Below are 12,564 nucleotides of genomic sequence, written 5' to 3'. Positions count from 1 at the left end.
CGAGATTCAGAACATATCGGACAGAAATGTCCGCAATCTCGCAGCCGGCCACAGCCAGCGGCTACCACGGCCATGCAAGCTACTGATGTACACCGGCCTTTCAACCTTCGCTGGCTATACTCCCCGCTGCACCTCATCCGCCCTTACCCCACCGCAGCTTGAAAGGCAAACCATGGGCCCCCGCGAACAGCTCCAGCACGACGGCTATCTGCTGCTGCGCCAGGCCATTCCGGCCGACTGGCTGCCAGGTTTGCGCGAGGCCTTTGATGCGGGCATCACCAGCGACTGGCCGGTGCCCCGGGGCTGGGATTGGCGCCATGCGCTGGTAGATGACAACGCCCAGATGCTGGCGGTGTGCCAACTGCCGCAGCTGCTGGCCGCTGCGGGCGTGCTGATTGGCGAGCGCTTTTTTCTGTCGCAAGTGGAAGGGCGCGAGCCCGTGGGCGGCGGAGGCTACCAGCGGCTGCACCGTGACCTGTCCAACCAGCGCCCGGGCGACACCGTGGGCGCGCTGGCGTTTTTGGATGACTTTGGGCCTGAGAACGGCGCCACGCGCTTGATTCCCGCCAGCCACCGCCCCAACGCCGAAGAAGCCGCGCGCATGGAGCATGACGAATCACTGGCCATTCAGATCTCCGGCCAGGCTGGCGATATTCTGGTGTTTGATGTTGATTTGCTGCATGCCGCCAGCCTCAACCCCAGCGGCGCGCACCGCCGCAGCCTGCTGATCAACTATGCCGCCGAGGTGCTGTATGACGCGCACCAGCAAACGGCAGCGCTGCGCCAGGTGCGCATGGATACCAGTGCGCGCTATGCGCCTGGCGATTTTGTTCTGGCCTCTGCCTAAGCCAAGGCAACGTTAACTGCGTTAGGGCTGCTCGTCGCCAGCACTGCCCTGCTTGCCTTCTCCATCTTTTCCAACTGGCTCGACTGACGCAACTGCCGGCGCATGCCAGCCCATCTTTTGCGAGATCGCCGCACTGGCGGTTTTCAGCAAGCTGCGGTAGTAGTGCGGCGTGTCCGCGCCGCAGCGCATGATCGGGAAGGACACCGACAGCGCGGCAATCACGTGGCCAAAGCGGTCAAACACAGGCACCGCGATACAGCGCAGACCGGGTTCGGCCTCTTCATCGTCCTCGGCCACCTCCTGGGCACGCACGCGGGGCAGGATGTCCATCACGGCATCGACGGAGCTCAAGGTACGGGGCGTGAACAGCTTGAGCGGCTGCGACGACAGCAGGCTTTGCGCCTGCTCGGCAGGCATGAAGGCCAGCAGCACCTTGCCAATGGCGGTGCTGTGCAAGGGCTTGCGCCGGCCAATGCGCGACTGCATGCGCAGCCCAAAATCCGATTCGATCTTGTGGATGTAGATGATCGCGTCTTCATCAAGCGCACCCAGGTGGATGGTCTCGCGGGTCAGCGCGCCCAGGCGGCGCATTTCCTCGTCGGCCTCGCGCACGAGGTCGGTGTTCTCCAGCGCCTTGCCGCCCAGCTCAAACAGCCGCAAGGTGGCGCGGTACAGCTCCGATTCGCCATCCTGCGCCACATAGCCCAGGGCCTTGAGGGTTTGCAGCAGGCGGTGCACCGATGACTTGGACAGCGACAGCTGCTGGGCCAGCGCGGTCACGCTGACATCACGCTGGTTGCCCAGGCATTCCAGAATGGCAAAGGCTTTCTCCACTGCGGCGACGGTGTCGGTCTTGTCCATGGCTGCGGGGCTCTCGCTCATCGGTCCGTCCTTCTGTGTTGGGCTGTGGTGGATGGACTCGATTATCGGGCCAGCCAGCCGCCATCGACCGCCAAGGTATGGCCATGCACATAATCGGCCGCGCTGGAGGCCAAAAACACCGCCGCGCCGCCCAGGTCTGCCGGCTGCCCCCAGCGCCCGGCGGGGATGCGCTGCAGGATCTCGCCCGCGCGGGCTGCGTCCTGGCGCAGCGCCTCGGTGTTGTTGGTCTCGATATACCCCGGCGCAATCGCATTCACATTGATGCCCTTGGCGGCCCATTCATTGGCCATCAGGCGCGTAAGGCCCAGCACACCGCTCTTGGCTGCCGTATAGGAAGGCACCCGCACCCCTCCCTGGAACGACAGCAGCGATGCGATGTGGATGATCTTGCCGCCGCGCCATTGCGCCCCCTGCTGCGCGGCGCACTCCAGCATATGACGCGCCACGGCCTGCGACAGAAAGAACAGGCTCTTGAGGTTGGTGTTCATCACCGCATCCCAGTCCTCTTCGCTGAAGTCCAAGGCATCCGCACGGCGAATGATGCCGGCGTTGTTCACCAGGATGTCGACCTGGCCCACCGCTGCCATCACCTGGGCCAGGACACCGGCCATCGCCTCCGTGCGCGACAGGTCGGCCTGTACCGGTACAAATCGGCGCCCCAGCACCTGCACCTGCGCAGCCGTCTCACTGGCATCGCTGCGGTTGAGCCCGACGATATCGGCCCCTGCCTGCGCCAGCGCCACCGCAATGCCCGCGCCAATCCCCGTATTGCAGCCCGTCACCACTGCCACGCGGCCCTGCAGATCAAAGGGGTGACGCGGGCTGGATGGGGCCGCAACAGGCGCATGGGCGATGGAGGGTTGGGACATGGACAGGGCGATGGCTGGGTTCAAAAACAGCCAGCCCAGGAAGCGGCCAGCCAAGAGATATGGCAACCATTGGAACACAATCTTCATTTTTCAGAACAATGTTCCGTAAATTTTTATAAATGGAATTGGACAAAGGGTTTACCAGCTATTTTCCAGTTTTAAATTTATGGAACACTGTCCCGGTTGCCTCGGTAGTCATCGGACAACACCTCTACAAGCGATAACAAATTCACCACCAAAGTGTGAGGAGCGAGACATGGAAATCCAGAAAACCATTGAGCGTGTGCCCGGCGGGCTCATGCTGATTCCGCTGCTGCTGGGCGCCTGCGTGCATACGTTTGCACCAGATGCCGGCAAGTACTTCGGCTCGTTCACGAACGGGCTGATGACCGGCACCGTGCCCATTCTGGCGGTCTGGTTTTTTTGTATGGGGGCGACAATCAACCTCAAGGCGACAGGCGTGGTGCTGAAAAAATCCGGCACCTTGGTCGTCACGAAGATCCTGGTGGCCTGGGTCGTTGCCATGGTGGCAACGCGCTTCTTGCCGCCAGGCGGCATCCAGACGGGGCTGTTCACCGGCCTGTCGGTGCTGGCCCTGGTCACCGCAATGGACATGACCAATGGCGGCCTGTATGCCGCACTGATGCAGCAGTACGGCACGCAAGAGGAGGCAGGCGCCTTTGTGCTCACCTCCATCGAGTCTGGCCCGCTGGTCAGCATGCTGATCCTGGGCGCGACCGGCGTGGCGGTGTTTGAGCCGCGCTTGTTTGCCGGTGCGGTGCTGCCGTTTCTGATCGGCTTTGCGCTGGGCAACCTGGATGCCAACCTGCGTGAGTTCTTTGGCCGCTGCGTGCACCCGCTGATCCCCTTTTTCGGCTTTGCGCTGGGCTGCTCGATCGACCTGGGCGTCATCGCCAAGAGCGGCTTTACCGGCGTCTTTGTCGGCGTGGCCGTCATCATCGTTACCGGCATTCCGCTGATCCTGGCGGACAAGTTCATCGGCGGCGGCAATGGCACAGCCGGGCTGGCCGCCTCATCCACAGCCGGTGCCGCCGTCGCCAATCCGCAAATCATCGGCACCATGGTGCCCGAGCTCAAGTCCATGGCCGATTCGGCCACGGCGATCACCGCCACCGCCTGCCTGCTGACCGCGATCCTGGTGCCCATCCTCACCGCCATGTGGGCGCGCAAGTATGGCCGCAGCCAACAGGTATCCGCTACCGCACCTAGCCCGGTAACCAGCGCGGCTGGCAGCCCGCCCAAGCTGGCCCAGGACGGCCACTTCTAAACCCGCAGCGCTTTCATCCCCCGCCCTGCTGCGCTGACCTGCGGCGCAGCTGGGCCTTTTGATAGTTTTGACAGGACTGACTCCATGACCCATTCTTCCGTTTCTCCCGGCCGCCTGGCAGGCAAGGTGGCCCTGGTGACCGCAGCGGCGCAAGGCATTGGCCGCGCCAGCGCCGAGCGCCTGGCAGCCGAAGGTGCCCGCGTGATTGCCACCGACTTGCACATCGGCCCGCTGGCAGGCTCTGGCCTGGATGCGCGCCAGCTCGATGTGCGCGACAGCACCCAGATCCAGACCCTGGCCGAGGTGCTGGGCCCCATCGACATCCTCTTCAACTGCGCAGGCTTTGTGCATGCCGGCAGCGTGCTCGAATGCAGCGAGGAGGACTGGGATTTTGCCTTTGACCTGAATGTCAAAGCCATGTACCGCAGCATCCGCGCCTTTTTGCCGGGCATGCTGCAGCGGGGCCAGGGCAGCATCATCAATATGTCGTCGGCCGCCTCCAGCATCAAGGGCGTGCCCAACCGCTTCGCCTACAGCGCCACCAAGGCGGCAGTCATCGGCATGACCAAGTCCATCGCCGCCGATTACTGCACCCGGGGCGTGCGCTGCAATGCCATCTGCCCGGGCACCGTCGATTCGCCCTCGCTGGGCCAGCGCATCGCCACCCAGGCGGCGCACGATGGCCTGTCGGTGGACGCCGTGCGCGCTGCCTTCGTGGCCCGCCAGCCGATGGGCCGCGTCGGCAAGCCCGAAGAGATTGCTGCACTGGTGGCCTATCTGGCCTCGGACGAAGCAGCCTTCACCACGGGCCAGGCCCATGTGATTGATGGTGGCTGGTCCAACTGAGCCTGCCACCCCAGCTCGATTTTTTCGCTGCGCGACAGCACCCTGGCTGGCAGGCGCCTAGACTGGCGGCTGCCAGCCCTTGATCCTTTGGAGATGACATGAAATTACTGCGTTACGGCCCGGTGGGCCAGGAAAAGCCCGGCCTGCTCGACAGCAGCAACACCTTGCGCGACCTCTCGGGCGTGCTCAGCGATATTGAAGGCGCAGAGCTGGGCGACGCCGCGCTGGCCCGCCTGCGCGCGATCGACCCCAGCACCCTGCCAGCCGTGCCAGGCCAGCCCCGCATCGGCCCTTGTGTGGCGCGCGTGGGCAAGTTCATCTGCATCGGCCTCAACTACGCCGACCATGCCGCTGAATCGGGCGCTGCCATCCCCACCGAGCCGGTGATCTTCAACAAATGGACCAGCGCCATCTGCGGCCCCAACGATGCGGTTGAAATCCCCCGTGGATCCACCAAGACCGACTGGGAAGTCGAGCTGGGCGTCGTCATCGGTAAAGCGGCCAAATACATCACCGAAGCCCAGGCGCTGGAGCATGTGGCCGGCTACTGCGTGGTCAATGATGTGTCCGAGCGCGAATGGCAGATCGAGCGCGGTGGCACCTGGGACAAGGGCAAGGGCTTTGACACCTTTGGCCCCATCGGCCCCTGGCTGGTGACGCGCGACGAAGTGCCGGACCCACAAAACCTGTCCATGTGGCTGGAGGTGGATGGCAAGCGCTTTCAGAACGGCAACACCAAGACGATGATCTTCACGGTCGCGCAGATCGTCGCCTATGTCAGCCAGTGCATGAGCCTGCAGCCGGGCGACATCATCTCGACCGGTACCCCTCCCGGCGTGGGCCTGGGCATCAAGCCCCAGCCCGTCTACCTGAAGGCCGGGCAGACCATGCGCCTGGGTATTGAGGGCTTGGGTGAGCAGCAGCAAACCACCGTCAATGCCTGATGACGCATAGCACCCGGCGCCAGCGCGGCAACGGGTGCTTACAGGTGGAAAAATGGTAGCAACCATCGCCATAGATTTCCACCATCAAAACAGCCGCAACAGCTGATGTACAAAGCAACCATTGCTCATCTTTTGATACAGGATTTTCCGCTAAGCTGCCACCATCGTCCACCACCCCACCCCCTGCCATGAACCGTTTGTTGACCCCTTTGCTCACTGCGTTGGCGCTCTCCTGCCTGGCCGATGCCAGCTGGGCCCATGGCGGCGGCCACCGCCACCACCACCGCAAGGAACACAAGGAACAGTTCTGGGACGGCAACTGCCAGGTGGAACGCAAGTGGAAGCGCAATGGCGAATACAAGGAAAAGCGCCGCTGCCACGACCGCCCGGCCGCCTACTACGCGCCGCAGCCAGCCTACGCGGCCCCGGTGCTGGTGGCGCCCCGCACCCCCGATGCGATTGTGATCAGCCCGCAGATCGTCATCCGCCGCTGATCGGCGTGCGCTCGCACTCTTGCTCATCCATGTTTGCGGGCTGCCAGACACCTGTTTGACAGCCCGCTGTCTTGGCCGCTGCAGCTGCAAGCCCAGTTGGCCCACAATCGGGCCATGTCCTCCTCCCCCCTCCCCATGGCTCCGGCCGGCTCCATCACCTTGGTGCAAGGCATCGAAGTGGGCCACTTCACAGACACGCGCCGCCCCACCGGCTGCACGGCCATCCTGGCCAAAGCCGGGGCGGTGGGCGGTGTCGATGTGCGCGGTGCCGCACCCGGCACGCGCGAAACCGACTTGCTCCACCCCACCAACCTGGTCGAGCGCGTGCACGGCATCATGCTGGCGGGTGGTAGCGCCTGGGGCCTGGATGCGGCCAGCGGCGCGATGCGCTGGCTGGAAGAGCAAGGCGTAGGCCTCGATATCTCCGTGGGCCGCATTCCGCTGGTTCCTGCCGCCGTGCTGTTTGATGTGCTGGTGGGTGATATGCGCATCCGCCCCGATGCCCACGCCGGCTATGCGGCCTGCCAGGCCGCCAGCAGTGCCATGCCCGCGCAAGGCAATGTGGGCGCGGGGGCAGGTGCTGCGGTGGGCAAGATCTTTGGCATCCAGCGCGCGATGAAGGGCGGCATCGGCACCGCGTCGGTCACCGTCGATGGCGTCACCGTGGGCGCCATCATTGCCTGCAATGCACTGGGCGATGTGCTGCACCCGGACACCGCCCAGGTGGTGGCCGGCGCGCGCACCAGCGATGGTCTGGGGCTCATCGACACGCGCCGCGCGCTGCTGCGCGGCGAGCCCCCGCAGCCGCTGCTGGCGGGCACCAACACCACCATCGGCGTCATCGCCACCGACGCGACCATCACCAAGGCCCTGGCCAGCCGCCTGGCGACGGTGGGCCACGACGGCCTGGCCCGCGCGATCAACCCGGTGCACACCATGTCGGACGGCGACACCTTGTTCTGCCTGGGCACGGGAGCCGCCGGGCGCAGCCCCGGCATGATGGTGCTGGCCACGATGGCCGCCGAGGCTGTCGCCCAGGCCACCTTGCAGGCGGTGCTGCATGCCAATCGTTTACAAATCGATGCCGGAGAAAACCACAAGGCCTTGCACCTGCCCAGCGCGGCTGATTTACAGTAGGCGCCATTCCAACAGCGCTGCGCCGGCAGCCCGCCACACACCATGGGTGACCGCTCCACGTCCATGCGCCAAAAAGCCTACGGGCTGCGCCAAACCCTGATCACCCTGGTGCTCAACATCCGCGATGCGCTGGTCTCCGGCGGCCCGCTGGTCATCCTGGCCGTGGCCTTGATCGTGGCCGCCTACTGGTGGCTCAAGCCCAACCCGCCCTCGCAGGTCAAGCTCGCCACCGGCCCAGCCCAAAGCGCCTATGCCAGTTTTGGCGAGCAGTACCGCACGCCGCTAGCCAAGAACAAGATCCGGGTCGATTTGGTCGGCAGCGAAGGCTCTTTCGACAACCTGCAGCTGCTGCGCGAGGGCAAGGTCGATCTGGCCTTTGTGCAAGGCGGCACCGCCGAGCTGACCGAGGACGACCTGGACAGCCTCACCTCGCTGGGCGCGCTGTTTGTCGAGCCCGTCTGGCTGTTCTACCGCAGCGACTCGGCCCAGCGCCTGACCAAGCGCCCCCATCTGAACAGCCTTACCCAGCTCGCCGGTTGGCGCATCAACGTCGGCACCGCCGGCAGCGGCGTGCCCAATCTGTTCAACCAATTGCTGGAGGCCAACCACCTGAGCCTGGCCCAACTGCGCGTATCGCACCTGGCCGAAACGCCTGCAACGGTGGAGTTTCTGGCCGGCAAGATCGATGCGCTGGTGCTGGTCTCCGCGCCCGAATCGCCGATGGTGCAAATGCTGCTGAAAACACCTGGTGTGCAGCTGATGGATTTTCCGCAGAACGAGGCCTACGGCCGCAAGTTCAGGTTCCTGAGCCCTGTCACCTTGCCGCGCGGCATTGTCGACCTCGCCGCCAATGTGCCGCCGCAAAACGTGCACCTGCTGGCCTCCACCACCTCGCTGCTGGCCCGCGATGACACCCACCCCGCCATCAAGCAACTCTTCGCCCAGGCCTCGCAGGGCATCCACAGCCAAGCGGGTTGGTTCAACCGGGCTCGTGACTTTCCCAACACCCGCAGCAGCGAACTGGCCGTCGCCCCCGAGGGCGTACGCGCCATCAACGAGCCCGCCCCCTTGCTGCAGCGCTACCTGCCCTTCTGGCTCGCCAACCTGGTCGAGCGCATGTGGCTGGTGCTGGGCGTTTTGCTGGCCTTCATGCTGCCGCTATCACGGGTCGTACCACCCCTCTACCAGTTCCGCGTGCGCTCACGCGTCTTCAAGTGGTATGGCCAGTTGCGCGCCATCGAGCACGAGATGGAGCAACCCAACCCCGACCGCGCAAGCATCCAGGCTGAGCTGCTGGAGCTGAGCCGCAAGGTGGAGAAGATCACCGTGCCACTGTCGTATGCGGATGAGTTGTATGCGCTGCGCAGCCATATTCATTGGGTGTTGCAGAAGTTGGAGCAGCAAGGGCACGGAGATGGCGCAGCCCGCGCGAACAATGCGGAAAATTCCGACCACCTGGCTAATTCACATGCATAGAACTATCACCGCCATCGCCCTTAGCCTTGCCCTGCTCACCGCCCATCCTGCTGCCAATGCATCTAACCCTTTCGCCCCAACGGAAAGCCAATGCGCTGCCATCTTTAAAGCAGCAGGAGATAAATACGCAGGCATGTGGCTGGGAGAAGATAGCAAATTGGTGCTGGGATTGACATCACCGGTAGAGCTGGATCGGGAGATTCAGCAAATGCTGCATATTGTTTATGTCCCATACAGCATGGCGGAGCTGCAGAGGCTTCACAAGCAAATTGTTCTTAAGAAATTTAATAACAACCAATACATTACCGGTTCGCAGATTGACTACAAAATGAACCGCATTGTTATCACCACCCAAAAAGAGAATTTATCAAAAGCAATGAGTCTTTTTGAGGACCAAGGCATTGATGTAAAAATGGTGCATTTTAAAGCTCAACATACCACTGTGACGTTTATGCCTCTTGTGGATGAAGGCAGCTGTAAAGGTCCAAGCCACTGACAAAGCCAAGGTACTGCCAACCATTTAAGTATGCAGACTAGTCAACGAGCACAGGGCGATCATCCCATTTGATGGCCTAGTATTGAATACTCACTTATTTCTCGAGATTTCAAGCCTCAATTTCCCTAGAATATCACGCACTGCATCACCCTCCTTGTAATATCCAACTACGCAGCGCACATTTGTTTCACCAGGAATCGCTGCATTGAACAAAAACGATGCTACGTCTTCGGCAGACTCATCGTTGTGAACAGCAGTAGGCGTACCACAATACCCAAAATCACAATCATCAATTGCGAAATCTAAAGCGTCATGCACGTCCTCCGCTGCATGGCCTATGATCATAAAGTATTGACATCCTGCGGGTATTAGGGTTCGAACGAAAGCTTTGAAATCCATGGCTGGAGATATAGCATCAATGACCAGCAAACTTACTGTAGGGTGCGGGGTCAACTCAATCGATTCGCTCGATTGCAAATTGATTATTTGCAAGTTAAATGTAGACCTCATATTTCAACACCACCATCCTAATCAATATATCCAATGACGTCACGCACACCGCGATAAATACTTCCATCCTATCTTCCTACTATCCTGCGCATATATTATTGCATCTTCTTAAACGTGTTAGCCAGGCGCCTTTCACTCATGCATGCATCTAGAGCCCGATGAAAAATTTGAATTGCAAAGGCACGCATCTGCAATGAGATATGTATGAAATTTGGATCGACGCTATCGAATCCGGCCATGCATACACAATCAATCGACCATCTAACTGCTCAAGCTCGAAAGTGGAACCAACCAAACCACCTTCCCCAGTGACTTTCGCAGCAACCCCAGAAGCAAGTAATACCTCTTCCGCCCAAGGCTCTAATACCAATAATACAGCGCTGGAAGAAGAGTTTGTATAAAAAAATTACAAACGTATGTCATTTTTACAAAGTCAATTAATTTTTAAATATGATCAATATAATTTAATGCAATCAAATCGTTTAACGTAAAAAATCCAACCCAAGCAATTCAGCAAATCTTCCCAGGTATTCGCAATCAACCCACCTCTAATTGCTTAACATATCCTTGAGTAAATATTTGGTCTCCATTGGCATCACGCCCCTAGACACTCAATCAAATTAAGAGTCTTAGGACTAATAAACCTCCCTTTCCACAAATAAATAGCAATTACCGCTTCTAATGCCGAGCCATATTCGGCAAAATAAATAAATCTTTGTATTACACCTAATTCAGCATCGAGAAATATCGCTTTAGCCTCAGCCATTAATTGAAATAAAAGATTTTCAACGTTTCCAAAAACTATCAATTTATCGCGTCAGGTACAAATTTTCGCATTTATTCTCTTTAGTTAACACGGATATTACAGCAGGTTCCAGCCCTAGTACATGAAGGCGACATTACCACCAGAACTTCGTGGTAAACATACCCAACGGGGCCCAACGCGTCCTGTCGACCCTCGCTTATTGTAAACGCTACGGATATTCTATCGACATTCATAGAATCTATGAGACTCGAGATATTTTGCATTCTTTTTCTAGAGACCTCAGCTAATTTTTTATTACCCTTGGGATACATTGAAACAATGTCAATTCCGTCATAGCGTCTGAGATCTCTTTGGTGCGCAAACCATTGGACAAGAGCCACAGCTTCTTCTTTACCTAAAGTAGGCTCATCACCATCGAATTTCACCTCATGCTGCAGCCCAGTCAATGAGCAGGCATATGCAGAACTTGACACCCCAAAAGTAAATAACAATGCAAATGCCGCATTTCTTCGCAAATAAGTTAAATTAAACATCAATAGCGCTCCTGTCGCGGATTGGTCCCGATAATGTATGCCGCAAGACTATCTGCGTTAAATCGAATGCCAGGATCTTCTACGTATTTAATAGATCTAAAAGTACTATAGAAATTATCATTTGAGCCAAACACATCTTTAAAATGGGTGACTTCATGCACCAGCGTCAAAAGTTGACTATCTCCATCTCCGATCTCTCCGTTGTATGGATTTCTTTTATCTCTGCTCAGACCACAAAATTTTGGCGCGATCATTATCCTCTTGTTAGCGACATCCACTGGACAAACCGATGCTGCTGCCTCAGGATCAACGACCGATCCGTGGCATGAACCCAGCTTGATATTTTCCTCTGAATACTGAACGAAATCTTTCGCCCTTAGCGCTCGTAAGCTTACAATGGTTGCGGCAATACCCTTAAGCAAAAAATCTCTTAGCTCTTCGCTTGAAGAGTTAAACCAAATCCACGTACGCTTTTTTGCCGCGGCATCCCAGCGTTGAAGCTCTGCCTGCCTTTGCTCCGCAAGGACAATTGCATCTTTGCAAAGAGCCATCACTAGCACTGAAAATTCTGCTTCACTCAGCTCTTCGCACATTAATCCAGCAGCAATATCTGAATTTGTTACTTTGTTAGCTAACGGCGTTGAAAAATATGGAGCCCCCACTGCACCATCAAAGCCATGACTAGGAGCTTGATGAACGCCATTGTGGAAGAATTTACTAATGAACGGCCCATCGTGGTTATTGCTATGCTCACGCACGCCGAGCGGCCCTGGAATTTTAAAGTACACCAATTTTCCATCCTCTCAAAATGAAGCAGCTGTGAATTTTTGCAGACCTTGGCGCCAAGCGCATTTCCGTCCAAAATCAGCAAACGCTAAAAGTCTAATTTATTCATGAATTCCGACAATTCGAGATAATCATTGCTCTGCTAAATATTTCTATCCAAACAATCTGCTTCACAAAAAATTGCAAGATTTTGGGCAGCTTCGGAGATCCGCTAAGAAGACGAGCACCGATCTCTATCCAATCTTGCGGTGAGAGAACCTTGAAATTGCGCTTGGTACGTCTGCTAGATGCACGTTATTGAGCTACTTGGCTTCAACTTGCTCTGCCATACAAAACCTTCTACTTTTCTAGAACTAGCAACTTTCTAAGCTTGGGATACCTCTCCCACTTGGTTTCCAAAAGCAACGGTCACTGCCATCTGGAGCGTTCGTCACTCAATCCTGAACGAGCAGCCTTCGCCATGCGCGCACCCAGACCCTTTTCCCTAGTTTTGCCAGCTAGCGACGATTCCAGTCGCCCCCAAACAACGCCCCATCTCTCCCATCCCACCCCCTAGGGAGAACCCGCACTGTTCTTGACTTACAGCAAGCTCTGTTCACACTCTAGGCAACACAATCGGCTCAAGCGTTTGGCAAAGCGGGCCAGAAACACCGTGCAGCAGCCAGAACGTAAGGCGTTCAGGTTTGTGGA

At 58.2% G+C, this 12,564-nt stretch carries 12 protein-coding genes; 8 read left to right on the top strand and 4 right to left on the bottom strand.

The genetic code is table 11. The features are described 5' to 3' along the window. Positions 1-172 precede the first annotated feature (172 nt). A complete protein-coding gene (locus LPW39_RS14970; protein WP_230776621.1) occupies positions 173-847 on the top strand; it encodes a phytanoyl-CoA dioxygenase family protein in 675 nt (224 codons plus the stop codon). Positions 848-868: 21 nt separating this feature from the next. On the opposite strand, the gene kdgR is transcribed toward LPW39_RS14970, so the two are convergent. Further along, complete coding sequence (gene kdgR / locus LPW39_RS14965; RefSeq protein ID WP_230776619.1) at positions 869-1,729, bottom strand: DNA-binding transcriptional regulator KdgR; 861 nt, start codon at positions 1,727-1,729, stop codon at positions 869-871. Positions 1,730-1,770: 41 nt separating this feature from the next. Further along, positions 1,771-2,598 (bottom strand): 2-dehydro-3-deoxy-D-gluconate 5-dehydrogenase KduD, encoded by an 828-nt coding sequence (gene kduD, locus LPW39_RS14960; RefSeq protein WP_230776617.1) that lies wholly within the window; start codon positions 2,596-2,598, stop codon positions 1,771-1,773. Positions 2,599-2,854: 256 nt separating this feature from the next. Between kduD and kdgT the strand changes: the two genes are divergently transcribed. From kdgT to LPW39_RS14925, 7 genes are all read left to right on the top strand, one after another. Continuing rightward, positions 2,855-3,886, top strand: a complete 1,032-nt coding sequence (gene kdgT, locus LPW39_RS14955) for a 2-keto-3-deoxygluconate transporter (protein WP_230776615.1) — start codon at positions 2,855-2,857, stop codon at positions 3,884-3,886. Positions 3,887-3,970: 84 nt separating this feature from the next. Next, positions 3,971-4,732, top strand: a complete 762-nt coding sequence (locus tag LPW39_RS14950) for an SDR family oxidoreductase (RefSeq protein WP_230776613.1) — start codon at positions 3,971-3,973, stop codon at positions 4,730-4,732. A 98-nt stretch (positions 4,733-4,830) separates the two neighbouring features. Beyond that, positions 4,831-5,676: an ureidoglycolate lyase gene (locus LPW39_RS14945; RefSeq protein ID WP_230776611.1), complete on the top strand. Its 846-nt coding sequence runs from the start codon at positions 4,831-4,833 to the stop codon at positions 5,674-5,676. Between the two features lie 188 nt (positions 5,677-5,864). After that, a complete protein-coding gene (locus tag LPW39_RS14940; RefSeq protein WP_230776609.1) occupies positions 5,865-6,170 on the top strand; it encodes a hypothetical protein in 306 nt (101 codons plus the stop codon). A 114-nt stretch (positions 6,171-6,284) separates the two neighbouring features. After that, on the top strand, positions 6,285-7,307 hold the full coding sequence (locus LPW39_RS14935) for a P1 family peptidase (protein ID WP_230776607.1): 1,023 nt from the start codon (positions 6,285-6,287) through the stop codon (positions 7,305-7,307). 42 nt (positions 7,308-7,349) lie between these two features. Then, positions 7,350-8,783 (top strand): TAXI family TRAP transporter solute-binding subunit, encoded by a 1,434-nt coding sequence (locus LPW39_RS14930; RefSeq protein ID WP_230776605.1) that lies wholly within the window; start codon positions 7,350-7,352, stop codon positions 8,781-8,783. Next, on the top strand, positions 8,776-9,279 hold the full coding sequence (locus LPW39_RS14925) for a hypothetical protein (protein ID WP_230776603.1): 504 nt from the start codon (positions 8,776-8,778) through the stop codon (positions 9,277-9,279). Before LPW39_RS14930 ends, LPW39_RS14925 begins: the two co-directional genes overlap by 8 nt. 90 nt (positions 9,280-9,369) lie before the next feature. Here LPW39_RS14925 and LPW39_RS23665 read toward each other — a convergent pair whose 3' ends face one another. Together LPW39_RS23665 and LPW39_RS14915 are read right to left on the bottom strand one after the other, a co-directional pair. Continuing rightward, entirely contained in the window at positions 9,370-9,789 is a 420-nt protein-coding gene (locus tag LPW39_RS23665) for a DUF7684 family protein (RefSeq protein ID WP_456236975.1), read from the bottom strand. A gap of 1,298 nt (positions 9,790-11,087) precedes the next feature. Beyond that, positions 11,088-11,876 carry a hypothetical protein gene (locus LPW39_RS14915; RefSeq protein ID WP_230776599.1) on the bottom strand — a complete coding sequence of 263 codons (789 nt, stop codon included), beginning with the start codon at positions 11,874-11,876 and terminating at the stop codon, positions 11,088-11,090. Between the last annotated feature and the right edge of the window lie 688 nt (positions 11,877-12,564).

Source organism: Comamonas koreensis (assembly GCF_021026195.1).
GTDB classification, from domain to species: domain Bacteria; phylum Pseudomonadota; class Gammaproteobacteria; order Burkholderiales; family Burkholderiaceae_C; genus Comamonas; species Comamonas koreensis.
The sequence above is the reverse complement of the archived record's forward strand: the minus strand, read 5'-3'. Positions and strand labels throughout refer to the sequence as shown.